At 58.2% G+C, this 17,539-nt stretch carries 19 protein-coding genes; 5 read left to right on the forward strand and 14 right to left on the reverse strand.

The features are described 5' to 3' along the window. Nucleotides 1–74 precede the first annotated feature (74 nt). From DSM25558_RS22190 to DSM25558_RS22225, 8 genes are all read right to left on the reverse strand, one after another. A complete protein-coding gene (locus tag DSM25558_RS22190; RefSeq protein ID WP_045231215.1) occupies nt 75–503 on the reverse strand; it encodes a Ros/MucR family transcriptional regulator in 429 nt (142 codons plus the stop codon). 418 nt (nt 504–921) lie between these two features. Next, the gene (gene mnhG / locus DSM25558_RS22195; RefSeq protein ID WP_077106852.1) at nt 922–1,263 is read right to left on the reverse strand and encodes a monovalent cation/H(+) antiporter subunit G; all 342 of its coding nucleotides are present in this window, start codon (nt 1,261–1,263) and stop codon (nt 922–924) included. Then, on the reverse strand, nt 1,260–1,649 hold the full coding sequence (locus DSM25558_RS22200; RefSeq protein ID WP_077106853.1) for a cation:proton antiporter: 390 nt from the start codon (nt 1,647–1,649) through the stop codon (nt 1,260–1,262). Before DSM25558_RS22200 ends, mnhG begins: the two co-directional genes overlap by 4 nt. Beyond that, complete coding sequence (locus DSM25558_RS22205; protein ID WP_077106854.1) at nt 1,646–2,125, reverse strand: Na+/H+ antiporter subunit E; 480 nt, start codon at nt 2,123–2,125, stop codon at nt 1,646–1,648. The genes DSM25558_RS22200 and DSM25558_RS22205 overlap by 4 nt, the downstream gene beginning before the upstream one ends. Continuing rightward, entirely contained in the window at nt 2,122–3,684 is a 1,563-nt protein-coding gene (locus DSM25558_RS22210; protein ID WP_077106855.1) for a Na+/H+ antiporter subunit D, read from the reverse strand. Before DSM25558_RS22210 ends, DSM25558_RS22205 begins: the two co-directional genes overlap by 4 nt. 16 nt (nt 3,685–3,700) lie before the next feature. Beyond that, nucleotides 3,701–4,078, reverse strand: coding sequence for a Na+/H+ antiporter subunit C (locus DSM25558_RS22215; protein ID WP_077106856.1), 378 nt, complete (start codon nt 4,076–4,078; stop codon nt 3,701–3,703). Beyond that, a complete protein-coding gene (locus DSM25558_RS22220) occupies nt 4,078–4,497 on the reverse strand; it encodes a Na(+)/H(+) antiporter subunit B (protein WP_077106857.1) in 420 nt (139 codons plus the stop codon). The genes DSM25558_RS22215 and DSM25558_RS22220 overlap by 1 nt, the downstream gene beginning before the upstream one ends. Beyond that, a complete protein-coding gene (locus DSM25558_RS22225) occupies nt 4,494–6,848 on the reverse strand; it encodes a putative monovalent cation/H+ antiporter subunit A (RefSeq protein WP_077106858.1) in 2,355 nt (784 codons plus the stop codon). Before DSM25558_RS22225 ends, DSM25558_RS22220 begins: the two co-directional genes overlap by 4 nt. Before the next feature lie 153 nt (nt 6,849–7,001). Here DSM25558_RS22225 and msrB point away from each other — a divergent pair, with 153 nt between their 5' ends. Further along, the gene (gene msrB, locus DSM25558_RS22230) at nt 7,002–7,412 is read left to right on the forward strand and encodes a peptide-methionine (R)-S-oxide reductase MsrB (RefSeq protein WP_077106859.1); all 411 of its coding nucleotides are present in this window, start codon (nt 7,002–7,004) and stop codon (nt 7,410–7,412) included. Nucleotides 7,413–7,471: 59 nt separating this feature from the next. Here msrB and DSM25558_RS22235 read toward each other — a convergent pair whose 3' ends face one another. Beyond that, nucleotides 7,472–7,873: a rhodanese-like domain-containing protein gene (locus tag DSM25558_RS22235; protein WP_077106860.1), complete on the reverse strand. Its 402-nt coding sequence runs from the start codon at nt 7,871–7,873 to the stop codon at nt 7,472–7,474. 87 nt (nt 7,874–7,960) lie between these two features. Here DSM25558_RS22235 and ftrA point away from each other — a divergent pair, with 87 nt between their 5' ends. Beyond that, nucleotides 7,961–8,950 carry a transcriptional regulator FtrA gene (gene ftrA, locus DSM25558_RS22240; protein ID WP_077106861.1) on the forward strand — a complete coding sequence of 330 codons (990 nt, stop codon included), beginning with the start codon at nt 7,961–7,963 and terminating at the stop codon, nt 8,948–8,950. Here ftrA and DSM25558_RS22245 read toward each other — a convergent pair. Together DSM25558_RS22245 and DSM25558_RS22250 are read right to left on the reverse strand one after the other, a co-directional pair. After that, nucleotides 8,947–9,447, reverse strand: a complete 501-nt coding sequence (locus DSM25558_RS22245) for a GNAT family N-acetyltransferase (protein ID WP_077106862.1) — start codon at nt 9,445–9,447, stop codon at nt 8,947–8,949. The two genes, ftrA and DSM25558_RS22245, sit on opposite strands and share 4 nt — an antisense overlap. A 66-nt stretch (nt 9,448–9,513) precedes the next feature. Then, a complete protein-coding gene (locus DSM25558_RS22250) occupies nt 9,514–10,182 on the reverse strand; it encodes a PAQR family membrane homeostasis protein TrhA (RefSeq protein ID WP_077106863.1) in 669 nt (222 codons plus the stop codon). Between the two features lie 233 nt (nt 10,183–10,415). On the opposite strand from DSM25558_RS22250, the gene DSM25558_RS22255 reads away from it, so the two are divergent. Beyond that, entirely contained in the window at nt 10,416–11,276 is an 861-nt protein-coding gene (locus DSM25558_RS22255) for a VOC family protein (RefSeq protein WP_077106864.1), read from the forward strand. A 101-nt stretch (nt 11,277–11,377) separates the two neighbouring features. After that, nucleotides 11,378–12,532: an AI-2E family transporter gene (locus DSM25558_RS22260; RefSeq protein WP_143240206.1), complete on the forward strand. Its 1,155-nt coding sequence runs from the start codon at nt 11,378–11,380 to the stop codon at nt 12,530–12,532. On the opposite strand, the gene DSM25558_RS22265 is transcribed toward DSM25558_RS22260, so the two are convergent. From DSM25558_RS22265 to DSM25558_RS22275, 3 genes are all read right to left on the reverse strand, one after another. After that, a complete protein-coding gene (locus DSM25558_RS22265; protein WP_077106865.1) occupies nt 12,529–13,254 on the reverse strand; it encodes a polysaccharide deacetylase family protein in 726 nt (241 codons plus the stop codon). The genes DSM25558_RS22260 and DSM25558_RS22265 overlap by 4 nt on opposite strands. 55 nt (nt 13,255–13,309) lie before the next feature. Next, complete coding sequence (locus DSM25558_RS22270; protein ID WP_077106866.1) at nt 13,310–14,230, reverse strand: dihydrodipicolinate synthase family protein; 921 nt, start codon at nt 14,228–14,230, stop codon at nt 13,310–13,312. 246 nt (nt 14,231–14,476) lie between these two features. Next, nucleotides 14,477–14,878: a DUF930 domain-containing protein gene (locus tag DSM25558_RS22275; protein ID WP_083716615.1), complete on the reverse strand. Its 402-nt coding sequence runs from the start codon at nt 14,876–14,878 to the stop codon at nt 14,477–14,479. Nucleotides 14,879–15,113: 235 nt separating this feature from the next. Between DSM25558_RS22275 and DSM25558_RS22280 the strand changes: the two genes are divergently transcribed. Beyond that, complete coding sequence (locus DSM25558_RS22280; protein ID WP_077106867.1) at nt 15,114–17,213, forward strand: S9 family peptidase; 2,100 nt, start codon at nt 15,114–15,116, stop codon at nt 17,211–17,213. The last annotated feature ends 326 nt before the right edge of the window (nt 17,214–17,539 follow it).

The following is a 17,539-nucleotide window of genomic DNA, read 5'->3' on the forward strand; positions in this document are numbered from 1 at the left end:
CCGACGAAGTTACCGATTCCCAAAAAAAAGCCGGCCACAGGGACCGGCTTTCGAGATTTGCGGATGAGGTGGAATCAGCGAGCAGATTTGCGACGCTGTCCGAGGCCCATTTCCTTTGCGAGGCGCGAACGCGCTTCTGCATAGGCCGGGGCAACCATTGGGTAGTCCACAGGCAGGTCCCACTTTTCGCGGTACTCTTCCGGTGTGATGCTGTGATGCGTCGTAAGGTGACGCTTGAGCGACTTGAAAGACCCGCCGCATTCCAGGCAGATGATCTGGTCATCCTGAACGGATTTGCGAACAGACACCGCAGGCTTCTGCTTTTCGACATTCACGGCGGCTACGACAGGCGTAGATGTGCCGCTAAGTGCTGTATGAACGTCCGAAATGAGGCCTGGAAGTTCCGTAACCGGAACGACGTGGTGGCTAACATAGGCAGCAACGATATCTGCCGTCAGTTCGACAAGCAGATCCTGAGCGCCGCCGTATGTAGTTTCAGTCATGTATGTTTCTCCTGTCCATGTCTTCCCTGGCGTCGGTCCAGCCCGTCTGCCAGTGAAATGAAGTTAACCCCAAACCCACTGATTTGCGCTTGCCGAAAGACCCACCCGCACTTCTGAACAATACAGAAAGGGCCGAGAATTCTTGCGACAACTGCGTTAAACGGAAAAGATGCCCAGATATTCTACAAAGAAATAGATTAGCCATCAGTAAAATGGTTAACCGGACTATCAGTGACGCACGACGCAAATCAACATCAGTTACTTTACCTGATGTGGATAGCACCAAACCAAAAAAAGTCCAATTATTATTTTGCAATATTTCAAAGCAAAAAGCAGCTATTCTATCTACAAGAAATCACAGGTAACAAAATATGGATGTATGTCCGCATCGCATCAAAGTTAACGCGCTAACAACATATCAATTCAACTTACGGTCTGCTTCAAACTCATTGATTACAGTTGCGCCAGACAGGCGATATCCCATCTGATAAGCAGCTTTGGCAAGCAAATGCGCTGATACTGGGGCAGTCAAAACAACAAAACAAAACGCTGCGAGAGAACGCGCCAAAATAGAAATATCCAGCGCATTGATACCCACCGCAACAAGAAGAAGTCCCGAGCCAACAGTTCCCGCCTTCGAAGCTGCATGCAGGCGAGTATAGACGTCGGGAAACCGGTTTATTCCAATGGCTGCAGCCAGTGAAAAGAGCGCTCCTACGAGTAACAGAAACGTGATGATAATGGCGATAGACCAGCTCATTTGCGGCCTTTCCTGCTTGTGGTTCTAGCTGACTTTTTCCGTGTGGATTTCGCGGTCTCGACCGGTCCATCGGCACCGTCCAGCACCCCTTTCCGGCGCGGCCCCTGCTCTGCGTTTCGCGACAGGATGAACCGCGCGAATGCAACCGTTGCAAGAAACCCGACAAGGCAGAGTGCCAGGGCAATATCGACGTAGAGATCGAAGCCGGTGCTGATAGCGATGACGGCGATAAAACCGGTGGCGATGCCGACCAGCATGTCCAGCGCGACAACCCTGTCTGGCAACGTCGGGCCGACGATGACGCGGTAAACCGTCATCAGGAATGCGATGGACAGAATGACGGTGGCAACGGTGGTTGCTACGGAGACCAGCGATTCTGGTGTCATGTGCGAAACGCCTCCATGATCTTTTTCTCGAAACCGTTCGCAATCGACCGTTTCGTCGCCTCCACGTCGCTGCAATCCAGCGCGTGGACATACAGCGTTGCGCGATCCTCGGATACATCGACGGAAAGTGTGCCGGGCGTCAGGGTAATGAGATTGGCGAGCAGGGTGATTTCGAAGTCGCTGTTCACTTTCAGTGGATAGGCGAATATTCCGGGCTTGAGCACAAGCCTAGGCCTGATGGCGAGCATGGCGACCGTCCAAGCCGACAGAGCGAGCTCCTTCAGGAACAGCAGGGCGAGCGAGGCAATGGCAGGTACGCGCGGCCAATGCGTTTCAGCGGCCTTCAACCGATGGCGGACGAGGCCGAGAGACAGAATGGCGACCAGCGTGCCCAACAGCGTGTTGGCGATGGTGAGGCTGCCGGAGATGGCAAGCCAGATGACGACGAACAGCAAACCAAGCACATAGCGGCTCATCGGGCGGCTCCATTCGGAAAGACGGAGCGGATATAGGCCGATGGATCAGCAAGGCCATCTGCCGCGTGTTGGCTGAGCCGCATCACGCCTTCCGGAAACAGACCGAAACCAATGACGAGAAGCGTCAAAGCGGCCAAAGGCGCAAACGACGGCGGTTGGGCTGAGACGGTTATCGCCTTCATGCCTGCGGGTGATGGACGCCAGAAGCACAGCAGGAACACACGGGCAAAAGCGATGGTGCACAGAAACCCGGAAACAAGGATCGCCGTCGCCAGCCACCAGGCACCGATATCGATCGCGGATTTGGTCAGCATGGCCTTGGGCCAGAAGCCGGAAAAGGGCGGCAGGCCGGAGCCTGCAAAAAACAGGGCAAGCGCCATTGCCGAAAACCAGGGTGCCTTGGCATAAAGCCCACTCAGCTCCGACAGCGTCCACCCGCCACCGAGCCGTGCGGCGTGACCGATGGTGAGGTACAGCGCCGTCATGACCACAACGGAATTCAGCGCATAAAAGATGACGCCAGCCACGGCAGAGGGAGAACCGATGGCCACGCCTGCGAGCATGGTGCCGATGCCGGAGATGATGACATAGCCCAGCATACGCCTGATATCGTTCTGGGCCAGCGCACCCATGGCACCGAGGATCATGGTAAGAGCCGCAACGAGGGCGATGGCAAGGCTCAGTTCGTCCCGCTGCACGGGAAACAGCATGATCATGACGCGCAGCAGCGCATAGATGCCAACCTTCGTCAGCAACCCGCCAAACAGCGCCGATACGACGATTTTGGGCGTGTGATAGGATGCGGGCAGCCAGAAATTGACGGGAAAAGCTGCGGCCTTCATGGCGAAGGCCAGCGTGAAAAGAGCGGCCAGCGTCATCAACGGCGCGCCTTCACCCGCTCCGGTGACCTTCAAGACGATATCGGCCATGTTGAGTGTGCCGAAGATGGCGTAGAGATAGCCGACGGCAATCAGGAACAGGGTGGTGCCGATGAGATTGAGCACGGCATATTTCAGCGCACCGTCGATCTGCTCCTTCGTCGAACCCAGCACGATGAGGCCGAAGGATGAGACCAGCAGCACCTCGAACCAGACATAGAGATTGAAGATATCGCCGGTCAGGAACGCGCCGCTGACACCCGCCATGAGCAACATCAGGAACGGATAGAAGCCGTAACGCCGACCGCTGTCATCCACATCCGCACTGGCATGCACGGCGCAGGCAAGGGCGACGATGGCACCGGCAAGCGCAAGGGCCGCACCGGCCATGTCTGCGGTGAATGCGATGCCGAAGGGTGGAAGCCAGCGGCCCATGACCATGGTGAAGGGGCCGTGCGTTGCGACTTTCCACAACAATGCCCCATCGATGACAACAAGCAGGACCAAGCCGATTATGGCAATGCCAGCGTGAAGGCGGGTTGAGTGACGCACTATCATCAGGATTGCGCCAACGCTAATGCAGAGCGCAACGGGAGCCACGATCAACCAGTCGGCAAGCGCCGTCGGCTGCATGACGAGTGCGGCGGTCAGATCGATGGGGGCGGAGCCGGAAACGGCCATGTATTTTGTCCGTTTCTCAGTAGCCGAGTGGTGGAAGCGGTTCGCTTCGCGGTTCTGCGGCGCGCATCTCGTTGCTGTCGTCGGTTTTCAACGCCTGAAACGACCGCCAGACCAGCACGGCCAGAAAGCAGAAGAAGCAGAAGGAGATAACGATGGCCGTGAGGATGAGCGCCTGTGGCAACGGGTTTGCAGCATGGGACGCCAGCACATCCTCGCCGGTGCCGATGATGGGCGGCACGCCGCGCGTTAGTCTTCCCGCCGTGAAAAGCAGCAAATTGACGGCATTGCCGAGAATGGCGATGCCGAGCAGCATGCGCACCGTGTGGCGCGACAGCATGAGATAGACCGCCGCGAAAAAGAAGATGCCGACAAGGACAGAAAAAACGGTTTCCATCAGTCGTGCTCCCTGTCTTCCAGCGCGAGCGCAATGGCCGTAAAGCCGCCGACCACGACCAGATAGACGCCGATATCGAAGGAGATGACGGTGGCCAGCGGCACCTCCACACCGGCAAAGCTTGGATAGATCCAAAGCCCGGTCATGAACGGCACGCCGACAAAGACAGATGCGATGCCGGACAGCGTGGCGAGCAGCAGGCCGAAGCCTGCGATGGACAGCGGGTGGAAGACGATGGCGCGGCGCACGGCTTCAACCCCGAATGCGATGCCATAGATCGCCAGCGCCGACACCGCAATCAGCCCGCCAATGAAGCCGCCGCCGGGTTCGTTATGGCCGCGCAGCAGCACGAAGATGGAAAACAGCAGCATGAGGCTGGTCATGACAGGCGCAATAGTGCGGAAAATCAGCGTATTCATGCCCTGCCCTCTTCTTTGGCCGCATTGGCGGCGAGCTTTGAACGGATACGGATGAGCGCCAGAATGGCAAGGCCGGTGATCATGACCACGGCGATTTCGCCCAGCGTGTCGGTGCCGCGAAAGTCCACGATGATGACATTCACCACATTGTTTCCGTGCGCGATGAGCTTGGAATAGGCGCTGAAGAATTGGGTGAGGCTAGCGTCGAATGGACGTTCGATGGATTTCAGCAGCATCAGCGCGAAGCCCGTGCCGCACGCAGCAGCGATGATGCCATCCAGCAGTTTCTGGCGGAATTCCCGGTGATCGGATGGCGAGAGGTGCAGCCGCGTCATGACCAGCGTGAGAATGACGACGGACAGCGTTTCCACCATGAATTGGGTAAACGACAGATCCGGTGCGCCGAACAGCAGGAACAGCACGGCGACGGCAAAACCCTGAATGCCGAGCGCGACGATCGCCGTCAGGCGGCTCGTCGCGATCAGCACGGCGATGAGCCCGATGATGGCAATGGCGATGAAGGTGAGTTCGTGCAGTTGAATATCCGCTGGCCAGGCGGGCATGGCAGGCAGTTCATCATAGACCGACAGCGACACCAGCAGCACCAGTGCGATGATGGCGAAGGTGATGGCGACGTAGGATTTCAGCCTGCCGGTCTGGATGGTGCGGGTGGTGTGAAACGAGAGTTTTACCAGAGCGGACATGACGCCATCGAACGCCTTGTCCGGTCCCGGACCGGCAGCATCCAGCGCATGGTTCATCAGCCTGCGGGCGAAGGATAATTTCGTATAGACCATCACACCCAGCGCCACGGTGAAAAGCGACAGCGCCAGCGGAACGCCGATATGCGGGACCAATGACATGTCGACGATGCGTGTTTCACCCGCGATAGCCGTGGCCATGGGCGTGGAGACATATTCGTGAAAAACTCCGGAAAACAAAGCGGCAAGAAGACCGGCGAATGCCAGCAAGGCAGGGCCGAGCCAGAGCAGAACTGGGCCTTCATGGGCCTGTTTCGGCGTTCTGGTCAGTTTTCCAACGAAGGGTTTCAGCGCGACAGCAAATGCGACGGCCAGCATCAGGGCATTGCCCGTTATGGCGATGCCGGTGAAGAGAATGGCACGCGGATTGGGGTGCGCCAGCGCGTAATAGATTTCTTCCTTGGCAAGAAAGCCGAGCAAAGGCGGAAAGCCCGCCATGGAAAAGGCAGCTGCCATGGCCGCAATGAAGGTTATGGGCATGGCTTTGCGCAGGCCGCCAAGCTTCGTCACATCCCGCGTTCCCGCCTCATGATCGATGATTCCAGCGACCATAAACAGCGCACCCTTGAACAGCGAATGGGCGACCAGATAAAGCACCGCCGCTTCGATGGCGTGTTCCGAACCGAAGCCGGTGAGCATGACCAGAAGGCCGAGCGATGAGACGGTGGTATAGGCCAGCATCAGCTTGAGATCGGTCTGGCGGATCGCGAGACACGCGCCCGTCAGCATCGTCAGCCCGCCGAAAAAGGGCAGCAGAATTTCCCACGCCGCCGTTTCGCCCATGATGGGGTTGAGCCGCATCAGCAGGTAGACGCCGGCTTTCACCATGGTGGCGGAGTGCAGATAGGCCGAGACCGGCGTCGGCGCTTCCATGGCGTTGGGCAGCCAGAAATGGAACGGAAACTGTGCCGATTTGGTAAAGGCCGCGCCCAGAACCAGCAGCAGCGTGGCGAAATAAAATGGGCTCTGGCGCAGCACATCGCCACCATGGACCAGCAAGGAAAGCTGGGTGGTGCCGCTGATGTTCCAGATGAAGATGAGGCCCGCCAGAAGCGCCAGTCCGCCGCCGCCGGTGACCACCAGCGCCTGCAAGGCCGCACGCCGGGCGGCTTCCCGCTTATGATCGAAGCCGATCAGCAGGAACGATGTGATCGAGGTCAATTCCCAATAGACGAACAGCATCATCAGGCTATCTGACACCACCACGCCAAGCATCGCGCCCATGAAGAGAAGCAGGAACGCCATGAAACGGCCCTGCTGCGGGTGACCTTTCATATAGGCACCCGCGTAAAGGACGACCAGCGTGCCGATGCCGGTGATCAAAAGCGCGAAGACGAGCGACAGACCATCGATGAACCAGGAGAAGCTGAGATTGAAGCTAGGCACCCACACATAACCGCCGGTCACGACTTCCCCAGCAGCGATTTCCGGAATGAACCGCAAGAAGTGGACGAAGGCCAAGGCAGGCGCAAGTGCCAGCACCCAGACGCCACGATGGCCGAGCCTGCCGATAGCGATGGGTGCGCACAAAGCCATGACGAAGGGCAAAAACAGCACGGCGAATGTCAGCAGCGCGACATTTGCGATCATCTCGTCTCCCCCCACCCTGCTGCCGTTTGCGACTGCGTTTTATATTTTGGCCCGGTGCGAAGATAACAGCGCCTTGATGCCAAGTTAAACCCGCATCCTCTTTTAACCGGGCGGTTGGTGCACTATCTTGGGGACAAACGAAAGGATCTGAGCATGAGCGATCTCAAATCACCCAAAATCACCAAGTCCGATGCGCAGTGGCGCGAGGAACTGACGGCGGACCAGTACCGCATTCTGCGCGAACACGGCACCGAGCGCCCGTTTACCGGCCCCTACTGGAACAGCACTGAAAAAGGTTTGTATCGCTGCGCCGCCTGCGACGAGCCGCTGTTCATTTCGGATACTAAATTCGATGCCGGCTGCGGCTGGCCGAGCTACTTCGAACCGGTAACGCCCGATGCCGTCACCGAACATCGCGATACCGCCTTCGGCATGGTGCGAACCGAAATACGCTGCACCAATTGCGGCGGCCACCTCGGCCACGTCTTCCCAGACGGCCCACCGCCAACCGGCCTGCGCTACTGCATCAACGGCCATTCCATGGTCTTCGAACCGCAGGACTGAGTTGTTTGTTGATATTCAGAAAGCCACGTTACCGGAAGGCGGCGTGGCTTTTTGATGTCTCAAACCTCCCCTAATGCAAATGAGAACCCCTCATCCTCCCAACCGGTGATGCCGCCGATCATGATTTTGACCGGCCGCCCAAGACGCGCAAGGTTGAGTGCAGCACGGTCGGCTCCGTTGCAGTGCGGGCCAGCGCAATAGACCACGAACAGGGTATCCACCGGCCACTGCGCCATGCGCTCTGCCGTCATATCCGCATGGCGCAGGTGAATGGCACCGGGAATGTGCTTGCGGGCAAAAATGTCCGGCGAGCCGACGACATGCAGGAGAACGAAATCCTGCTCTGCATTTTTCATGGATGCGGCCACGTCAGCACAATCGGTTTCAAGCGAGAGCCGCTGGACAAAATGGTCGATCGCGACCTGCGATGATGCGGCGGGAATATCGGTTACGTAGCTCACGGGTCTCTCCTGTGTTTTGCTGAAAAGAGTCTACGCCCGACACGAAAACACTGGCAGATGGCATGATTGCCATATATCGTAAATATCATGCCAAACCGTTCGATCTCGCCATCCAAACCCAACCGCCTCGTCGTTGCCCTTGCCTATGACAGGCTGTGCACATTCGAATTCGGCGTTGCCGTCGAAGTCTTCGGCCTGCCGCGACCGGAAATGGGTGAGGACTGGTATCGCTTTGCCGTAGCTGCAGTGGATGAGGGTGAAATGCGGGCAATGGGCGGCATGCGCTTCGTTACCGATGGCGGGCTGGATCTGATCGAGCAGGCAGGCACCATCATCGTACCGGGCTGGCGCGGCATCGACGAGCCGGTGCCGGAGGCCTTATGTGTGGCTCTGCGCAGGGCGCATGACAGTGGCGCGCGGCTTCTGTCACTGTGTTCCGGCGTTTTCGTGCTGGCCGCTGCAGGGCTTCTCGACGGCAGACAGGCCACAACGCATTGGCGCTACACCGATGCGCTCAAGGCACGGTTCAGCGACATCCAAGTGCTGCCGGATGTGCTCTATGTGGATGGCGGCAATGTGCTGACCGCTGCGGGAAGTGCTGCGGGCATCGACCTTTGCCTGCACCTGATCCGTCGTGATTTCGGCACCAAGGCTGCCAATTCCGTGGCACGGCGGCTGGTGGTCGTGCCGCACCGTGATGGCGGGCAGGCACAATTCATCGACAAGGCGGTTCCCGAAACCCATGAGAAGGCGCGGCTTGGCCCCTTGCTGGACGCTATGCAGGCGAAGCTGACGGACGATTACACCGTCGCACGGCTGGCCAGCATGGCGGGCATGAGCAACCGTACATTTCTGCGCCGGTTCGAGGCTGCGACGGGTACGACGCCTGCCAAATGGTTGCTGTTGCAACGGCTGTCAAAGGCCAAAGACCTGCTGGAAACATCCAGTCTGGGCATCGAGGCCATTGCGGAAACGAGCGGGCTTGGCAGCGCCGCCAATCTGCGCCACCACTTCCGCCAGCAGTTTTCCACCACGCCCGCGGCGTACCGCGAACGCTTCGGTGGGCGGGCCGCTTAGAGCGGAAGTTTCAGTTCCATGCAGGTGAGGTCCAGCCAGCGACCGAACTTGGTGCCAACCTCCGAGAAGCGGCCAGCAACGCGAAAACCGAGCGTTTCATGAAGACGAATGGAGGCGGTGTTCTCCGATTCGATGGCACCGATCAGCACATGCACGTCATTGTTTTTGGCGTGATCGATCAAAGCTTGCATCAACAATTTGCCGAGGCCAGCACCGCGCGCGTCCTTATGCACATAGATGGAGTGTTCGCGGGTGTGGCGGTAGCCATCGAAGGCACGCCAATCGCCATAAGAGGCGTAACCGGCAACGGCTCCGTCCTTTATGGCGACGATGACCGGAAAGCCTCGGTCTTTGCGGAGCTTGAACCACTCCTTGCGGTTTTCCAGATCGACCAGAATCTCGTTCCAGATCGCGGTCGTGTTCAAAACCGCATCGTTATAAATCTCCATGATGCCGGGAAGATCATCGACGGTGGCGTCGCGTAGTTCTGTGGTCATGCTGTATATCCGCTGCAAATCAATGTCCGGCGACCATAATGCATGTCGCAAAACTGTGCAGCGATTTTAAGCGGTCACTGGTGTCATGCTGAAACTGGTCATGACGGCGGTGTAGTGCACAGCGGCGGCAACCACCACGAAGCCGTGCCAGATGGCATTTTGAAACCGCAGGCGTTCCCACACATGGAAGATGACACCCATGGAATAAATGATACCGCCGATGACGATGAGCCACAGGCTCAAGGGCGGCAGATGGTAAGACAGACGATCCGCCACCATCACGCCGCTCCAGCCCATGCTGAGATAAAGCAGGATCGTCAGACGATCGAACCGACCGGGAAAGAAGCATTTCAGCAGAATGCCGGAGATCGCGGCCACCCATATTCCGGCCAGCGTCACGGCGATCAAGGGGTCTTCGATACCGCGCTGGAGAATGGGCGTGTATGTCGCGGCGATGAGGATGAAAATACCGGAGTGATCCAGCCTGCGCAGATACCATTTGACGTTGGAATGCGGCCAGATGTTATAGGTAAATGAGATGGACAGGCAGGCGACAAGCCCGAACGCATAGATCCACACAGCCGCAATGGCGCTGAGACTTCCCCACAGGGTGACGTAGAAGATAAGCGCCGTTGCGCCGATCAGCGCAAAAACGATGCCCACCCCATGCACGATTCCGTCGGCGACGATTTCTGGAAGATCATAGCGGCGTCCAAAGCGCCAAAGCTCACTCATAGTCTGTTCCCGCGGTTTGGTTTAGAGATCATGCAGGCAATATGAGACGGGAACAAGACCATCGGCACGAAAGCCGATCACTTTGCATTCTCGCTTGTCGTAAAAGTAAAGCGCGTTTGCGCGGTCGTATCATTGTCAACAAATAGCACACGCTGCATCGCCAAATGGCTATCTTTTCTGAACGATCAACTCGGTTCATAGTTCCCGTGATGACGTGAACAGGAGTGCGTGGCATGAATGAAAACAAGCAATTTGCGCTGACCCGCCCGGCCTATGTCGGCCAAGCCCATCTCGTGGTGCGGGATTTGCCACTGGTATCCGAATTCTACCAGACCATCATCGGGCTTTCGATCATCGAAAAATCGCCCAGCGGCGAAGTGCTGGGCGTGAACGGCCAACCGCTTCTGACGCTGACGACATCGCAGAACGCCACACGCGCGCCAAGCGGTGCGGCTGGTCTTTTTCACACCGCTTTCCTGATGCCGAGCCGCAGCGATCTGGCCTTGTGGCTGACGCATGTGGCTCACAACAATGTGGGACTTCAGGGCGCATCGGACCATCTCGTCAGCGAAGCCATCTATCTGTCCGACCCGGAAGGCAACGGCATCGAGGTCTATCGTGACCGGTCGCCGGACGAATGGACGTACCAGCCGGACGGTACCGTTGCCATGTCGACGCTGCGCCTCAATCTTCAGGAGCTCTATGACAGCGCGCCGAAGGCGACCTTCGCAAAGGCTGCGGATGGTACGGCCATCGGGCATATTCACTTGCAGGTTGGCGACATTCCACAGGCGGATGCGTTTTATCAGGACGTGCTGGGTCTCAAGATCATGGCGCGTTACCCAGGCGCGAGCTTCTTCGGCTCCGGCGCGTATCACCACCATGTCGCGGCTAATATATGGAACAGCCGTGGTGCTGTGGCTCGCTCAGACAACATGACGGGACTTTCCGGCTACTCGTTGAAATTCAACGAAAAAGCGGAATTCGACAAGGCTCTGGCGGCACTGGACAAGATGGAAATCGCCACCGAACGGCAGAGCGACGGCATTGTGGTAAAAGACCCCTGGGGGATCGGTCTGAAGCTCTCGGCGTGATGACCGGTCGGGCAGTGTGCTGACGTCTGCCCATTTAATGATTCAGTCCCCGGAACCGCACTATCGGTCACGCGTTATACGGCCTGATGGGGGACTGCTCGATGAATGATCAGACGATTACCAACCGCAAACACGCGGCAAACATAGCGGCAGGCGATATCGTCATGCGCGGCGCGCTGGGTTCCGCGCAAGATGACGAACGCAGCCAGCAGCCACTGGGGCGCGAAGCGTTGGATGTGGCGGTGGCATGGTCCATCGTCGGCATCTTCTTCATCATATTGATGGGTGTCATCCACTCGCTGTCGATCATTCTTATCCCGGTTGTCATGGCCATCGTCGTCGGCATGATCCTTGGCGTTGCGGCAAGCAAGCTGAACTCCTACGGCATTCCCGGATTTGCGGTGGCGCTCATTCTCTCATCCGCTGTCGCCTTCGTGCTGTTCCTCGTCATCAACTCGCTGATCGACCCGCTTTCCACTTTGGCCTCGGAAGGCCCAGGCATTATCGAGAAGGCCATCGACCGGTTTGTGCCCTATCTGCAAAGCCTGCGCTGGCTGAACTTTTCCGCCGCGACCTTCAGTCTAAGCTCGATCTCGCTCGAATCCATCATCTCGCGCAGCGGTGACATTATTTCCGTCGTCGGATCCAACCTCACACCAGCCATCGTTCAGGGCCTGATCTTCTTTGCAGCACTGCTGTTGTTCCTCTATAGCCGCATTCGCCTGCGCAAAGCCATGATCATGGCGTTTCCGCAGAGACATCAGCGCCTGCGCACCATCCGCACAATCGCATCTATCGAGCATGTTCTCAGCTCCTACTTCGCCACGGCATCGCTGATGTATGCCGGGTTGGGCGTGACCATGGTCATCATCGCCTATGCCGGCGGCCTCGCCATGCCATTCCTGTGGGGATTGTTTGCATTCCTCTCCAGCTTCGTGCCATTCCTCGGCATTACCGCCATGACACTTTCGCTGGCAATTGCAGGTATTCTGACCCATGACAGCCTTCTCTTCGCCTTCCTGCCCGCCATCGTTTTCTTCACCATTCACCTGCTGATGGAAAATCTGGCCTTCCCGGCGGTGGTTGGCAAAAACATGGAAATCAACCCATTCCTCGTCTTCGTCGCCATCATTTTCTGGACATGGATGTGGGGCGCTCCCGGCGCAATGCTGGCCCTGCCCCTCTCACTGATCGGCATGACCATAGCCCGAGAGCTCTTCCCCTCCCGCCGCGTCGTACCGAACTTGCCTTCTTAGTTCGATGGCGCGTTGAAGGCTGGGTCGTCCAGGCGGGTGAAGATCACGCCGCGGGCTTTGAGGGCGAGAAGGCCGCGAACGACGCCTTCCCCGGCTTCGTGGGTGGGCTGGTTGATGTGGGAGATGACGACGTCGCCATCCTTGGCGGAAGCGATGTGCTTTGCCGTCATGCTCGCGCCCAGCAGCGAGCCGCCATCCCCGTTGATGGAGTAGCCGGCGACCCGTTCTCCGAGTTGATTGATGGTGGCCATGGATGAGTTGGTGTATTTGGCCGTGGCACCGCGGAACCATTGCGGTTGATGGCCGGTGGCAGCGGCGATGGCGAGCCTGCCGCCTTCCACTTCCTGCTCTACCGCCGCAGTCGAGCCAGCCGCGGCGATGCCGTAGATGGAGACGGGCTTGTCCACAGCCGGAATATGGTTTTCGCCGTGATTTTCCAACTCGAACAGGTCGGGATGTGACATCAGCACGGCGAGTGCCTGCGGGTTGTGCTTGAGCCAGCGGGCCGTGACGAAGATGGTGGCCGGAATTTTCTCGCTGACGAGCGTATCGAGAATGCGGAAATCCGTTTTGCCCATGCAGGCATCCAGCGTGATGGCGACACGCGGCGCATGCGCCTTGCCCGGCTGCATGTGCAGTGTCGGCTCGACAAGGCCCGAACCTGCAAATGCGGGAGATGCCATTACAGCCAGCAGGGAGACAACCGTCAGGGACTTGCGCATTTCAAGGGCCTTCAATCTTCGATGCCAAGGCAATTCTGCCCGCAAAGTGCCGGAATTATGGCGTTGCGGCAGGCAGGCCATCGAGTTCCGAAAGCTTGGCCAAGGCGTCTTCCACGCGCGCGCAATCGCTGACGCTGAGTGGCATGACCGGCAAGGGCGGCTGGCGGTGCGTGAGCGACAGCAGGTTTGCAGCCGCATAGACCACCCGGAAGCTGCCGAATTCCCTAAACAGCGCCCAGAGCGGTTCGAAATGCTCTTCGATTCGCTGCACTTCCGCCGTATCGCCCGCTTTCGCCGCATGCAACAGACGCAGGTTAGGCACCGGCAACAGCCCACCAATGACGCTGTACCAGCTATCCGCACCTTGCAGCAGAGCCTCCGAACAACCCCAATCACCGCTGTAACCAATGGAGAAATCATCGCCCAGACGCGGGCGCAGGCGCTCCAGTTCGGCTTTGAACGCCATCTCTGATGGCAGAGGCATTTTGACGGCGCGGATGTGGGGAATATAGGCCAGCCGCACCAGCAACTCATCGCCAAAGGAAAAATGCGTGGTAGACGGGTTGTTGTAGATGCAGAGCGGCAGGCTGGTTGCACCGGCAACAGCTGCGAAATGGTGATAGGCCTCTTCTTGCGTAAGCGGTGCGTAAGAAACGGGAGCCAGCAGCAGCGCGTCAGCCCCGGCGGCTTCCGCATCCTTCGCCAGTGTGACGGCGTCGTTGGTGCGCAACGTGCCGACACCCACGATGAGCGGACGAGCACCGTTCAGGCACTGCGCTGCGGCCTCCACCGCACGGCGGCGCTGTTCTCGCGAAAAATAGACATAGCTTCCGGTGCTTCCCAACAGACCGACCGAATCTACCTGTGCCGCGCTCAAACGCTCGATCAGCCGTGACAGTGTCTCGACATCGACCACCCCGTCTTCATCCGCTGGTGTCAGCGGAAAAGCCGAAAGCCCGTGAAAACTCACACTCATGCAACCTGCCCCTGAAAAACCCTCTGAGACAAGGCTTAATCAGCAAATCAGCATGCGGCAATATCAATATGAAATCAGTTAGATATCGTTGCGGATTGGCAACGGGCAACTCTCACACCCTCATTCCTGTGCTTGTCACAGGAATCCAGTCGTCGCGCGTCTGCGCGGCGGGCAGAGTCTTTTCAGCCCAAGGACTTGGGCTGGCTGGATTCCTGTCACAAGGACAGGAATGAGGAGCGTTATCTCTCAATCATACATATAGTGCTTGGCCCATTGGGCCTCCGGCACCTTGTCTCCGACCTTGTAGTCGAAGTTGCGGATGCCCAGCGTGGATGGGGCAATCTGGCATTTGTAACGCAGGCGGTACCACTCCCCGCCACTGCGGAACACGGCACCAGACGCATTGATGCTGTCGGGGGCAACGTCAGGGTCGCCGAAGGCATAGGCGATGACCTTGTCCGGCTTCATTCCTTTTTGCTCCTTCGCGATGCGCTCCATGGCCTCGATGTCACATCGCTGCTCCAGGCGCTCCTCCGGGGCAAGCGCGTTGAGCTGGCGCAGGATGCTGGCATCTATGGCCAGCGCAGGCATGGCTGCTGACAGGCAAGAGAGGGCTGCGAGAAAGGCAACGGGCATAAGCTTGTACATAGTATCCTGTCGGGCTTTTCGTTCTTCTTGTTTTGATTCGCGTGGCAAATGCGTCGCTGGGCAAGCATCTGCACGGATGTGTCAGATTTGCGATCTAGTGTGAAATTGTGATCGAAAGCGGACCAAATTGTGCTGAAGCCTTCTTTTGCGCGTGGCGATTTGTAGCTTGAACGACCACCGGTCGCACTCTACATCTTTTGCAAACGCAGACCGATTTCCATGAAAGCGAGATACCTTGTCCATTTTCAAGAACCTGCCCGCAGCCCCCGTTGCCGAAAAAAAGCCGATCAGCGACACGCATCACGGCATGACCCGCACGGATGATTATGCGTGGTTCCGGGCGGATAACTGGCAGGCCATGTTCAAGGACCCGACGCTGCTGGACCCGGCCATTCGCACGCATCTGGAAGCCGAGAACGCCTATATGGAAGCGGCTATGGCCGATACCAAGCCGTTGCAGAAAAAGCTGTTCGAGGAGATGAAGGGCCGCATCAAGCAGGATGATTCGTCCGTGCCGGTGAATGACGGCCCCTACGCCTACGGCACCCTGTTCGTGACGGGTGGCGAGCAGCCGCATTACTTCCGCACCCCGCGCGGTGGCGGCGAGAAACACGTTTTGTTGAACGGCGACAAGGAAGCCGAAGGCAAGGACTATTTCCGCCTCGCCGGCCTCGACCAGACCAGCGATCACAGTCGCGGCATCTGGGGATATGACGATAAGGGTTCGGAATATTACACGCTTCGCATTCGCGAGTTGGAGAGCGGCAAGGACTTGGCCGACGTGATCGAAAACACCGCCGGTGGTGGCGCATGGGCGCCGGATGGCAAGAGCTTTTTCTATTCGTTGCAGGATGAAAACCACCGCCCGTCGAAAGTCTTCCACCACATTATCGGCCAGCCGCAGTCTTCTGACCGCCTCGTCTATGAGGAAAAAGACCCCGGCTTCTTCATGGGTGTGGGTGCGTCCGTGCTGGATGATTTTATCTTCATCGATATTCACGACCATGAAACCAGCGAATACCGCCTTCTGTCCACCAAGGACCTGACCGCCGAACCGCAGATCGTGGCGGAGCGTGAAGAAGGCATCGAATATTCGCTGTGCGAGGGCGGCGACATCTTCTACATTCTGACCAATGATGGCGACGCCAAGGATTTCCGCATCTGCCAGACGCCGGTGACGGCACCGGGCAAGGAGAACTGGACGGAAGTCGTGCCGCACGAGCCGCGCCGCCTCATTCTGGATATCGATGCCTATGCGCGCCACCTGATCTGGCTAGAGCGTCGCGACGGCCTGCCGCGCATCGTCATCCGCGATCGCGTCAGCGGCGAGGAACACAGCGTTGCCTTTGACGAGGAAGCCTATTCGCTGGGCCTGCATGGTGCTGCCGAATACGACACCAACGTCATCCGCTTCAGCTACTCCTCCATGACGACGCCCAGCCAGCTGTTCGATTACGACATGGTGACGCGTGAGCGCACGCTTCTGAAAACGCAGGAAGTGCCATCCGGTCATAACCCTGACGACTACGTAACCCGCCGCATCATGGCGACTTCGCATGATTGTGCGCTGGTGCCGGTGTCCCTGCTCTATCGCAAGGACACGCCGCTGGATGGCTCGGCCCCTTGCCTGCTTTATGGTTACGGCGCTTACGGCATTTCCATTCCCGCTTCCTTCAGCACCAACAATCTGTCGCTGGCAGATCGCGGCTTTGTCTATGCCGTGGCCCATATTCGCGGTGGCAAGGACAAGGGTTTCGAATGGTACGAAACCGGCAAGATGGAGCACAAGCAGAACACATTCAAGGACTTCATCGCCGCTGCCGACCATCTGGTGAAGGACGGTTTTACGTCCTACCATGGCATTATCGCGGAAGGCGGTTCTGCTGGCGGCATGCTGATGGGTGCGGTTGCCAACATGGCACCGGAGAAGTTCGCAGGCATCATCGCCGCCGTTCCCTTCGTGGACGTGCTGACCACCATGCTGGACGACACTTTGCCCCTGACGCCGCCGGAATGGCCGGAATGGGGTAACCCGCTGGAATCGGAAGAAGAGTATCAGTGGATCGCAGCCTACTCGCCTTACGACAATGTGGCCGCCAAACCCTACCCGCCACTTCTGGCGATCTCCGGCCTGACCGACCCACGCGTGACCTATTGGGAGCCGACTAAGTGGGTGGCGAAGCTACGCGAGCACACAACGGGTGAAGCACCGATTTTGTTGAAGACCAACATGGCGGCGGGGCACGGTGGTAAGTCTGGGCGGTTCCAGCGGTTGGAAGAGATTGCGTTTGAGTATGCGTTTGCGTTGAAGGTGGCGGGTAAGGCTGCGGTTTGAGGCTATTTGACGCAAATACATCTCCTTCGTCACCCCGCACTTGTGTGGACGAAATGTGGTTTACTTGTTGCATTGACCGGGACGCGCATCCCGGTCAATGCAGGCAGGAGGCCGTATTTCCGCACCGGTTTGAAAGAGCCGACATCAAGCAAGGCCCTGCCTGCTCCCTTTGACCCCGAACGGTTGATCGGGCTTTCGCCCGCACCACAAGACTGGGAGCAAGGCCATGATACAGGAACTTACCGTTGTTGGTATCGACATTTCCAAAGCCCGCTTCGATGTCTGCGCGTATCCTGCGGGAAAGCACTGGAGTACAGGCAGTTCAC

Source organism: Agrobacterium sp. DSM 25558 (genome assembly GCF_900100825.1).
Taxonomy (GTDB): Bacteria; Pseudomonadota; Alphaproteobacteria; order Rhizobiales; family Rhizobiaceae; genus Agrobacterium.

Excerpts from the sequence above, each read along its gene's own strand:
- DSM25558_RS22250 (WP_077106863.1), bottom strand. The coding sequence starts at position 10,182 with ATGAGTGAGCTTTGGCGCTTTGGACGCCGCTATGATCTTCCAGAAATC.
- DSM25558_RS22190 (WP_045231215.1), bottom strand. The coding sequence starts at position 503 with ATGACTGAAACTACATACGGCGGCGCTCAGGATCTGCTTGTCGAACTG.
- DSM25558_RS22220 (WP_077106857.1), bottom strand. The coding sequence starts at position 4,497 with ATGAATACGCTGATTTTCCGCACTATTGCGCCTGTCATGACCAGCCTC.
- DSM25558_RS22265 (WP_077106865.1), bottom strand. The coding sequence starts at position 13,254 with ATGCGCAAGTCCCTGACGGTTGTCTCCCTGCTGGCTGTAATGGCATCT.
- ftrA (WP_077106861.1), top strand. The coding sequence starts at position 7,961 with ATGCCAAACCGTTCGATCTCGCCATCCAAACCCAACCGCCTCGTCGTT.
- DSM25558_RS22200 (WP_077106853.1), bottom strand. The coding sequence starts at position 1,649 with ATGACACCAGAATCGCTGGTCTCCGTAGCAACCACCGTTGCCACCGTC.
- DSM25558_RS22225 (WP_077106858.1), bottom strand. The coding sequence starts at position 6,848 with ATGATCGCAAATGTCGCGCTGCTGACATTCGCCGTGCTGTTTTTGCCC.
- DSM25558_RS22210 (WP_077106855.1), bottom strand. The coding sequence starts at position 3,684 with ATGGCCGTTTCCGGCTCCGCCCCCATCGATCTGACCGCCGCACTCGTC.
- mnhG (WP_077106852.1), bottom strand. The coding sequence starts at position 1,263 with ATGAGCTGGTCTATCGCCATTATCATCACGTTTCTGTTACTCGTAGGA.
- msrB (WP_077106859.1), top strand. The coding sequence starts at position 7,002 with ATGAGCGATCTCAAATCACCCAAAATCACCAAGTCCGATGCGCAGTGG.
- DSM25558_RS22275 (WP_083716615.1), bottom strand. The coding sequence starts at position 14,878 with ATGTACAAGCTTATGCCCGTTGCCTTTCTCGCAGCCCTCTCTTGCCTG.
- DSM25558_RS22260 (WP_143240206.1), top strand. The coding sequence starts at position 11,378 with ATGAATGATCAGACGATTACCAACCGCAAACACGCGGCAAACATAGCG.
- DSM25558_RS22245 (WP_077106862.1), bottom strand. The coding sequence starts at position 9,447 with ATGACCACAGAACTACGCGACGCCACCGTCGATGATCTTCCCGGCATC.
- DSM25558_RS22215 (WP_077106856.1), bottom strand. The coding sequence starts at position 4,078 with ATGGAAACCGTTTTTTCTGTCCTTGTCGGCATCTTCTTTTTCGCGGCG.
- DSM25558_RS22255 (WP_077106864.1), top strand. The coding sequence starts at position 10,416 with ATGAATGAAAACAAGCAATTTGCGCTGACCCGCCCGGCCTATGTCGGC.
- DSM25558_RS22270 (WP_077106866.1), bottom strand. The coding sequence starts at position 14,230 with ATGAGTGTGAGTTTTCACGGGCTTTCGGCTTTTCCGCTGACACCAGCG.
- DSM25558_RS22205 (WP_077106854.1), bottom strand. The coding sequence starts at position 2,125 with ATGAGCCGCTATGTGCTTGGTTTGCTGTTCGTCGTCATCTGGCTTGCC.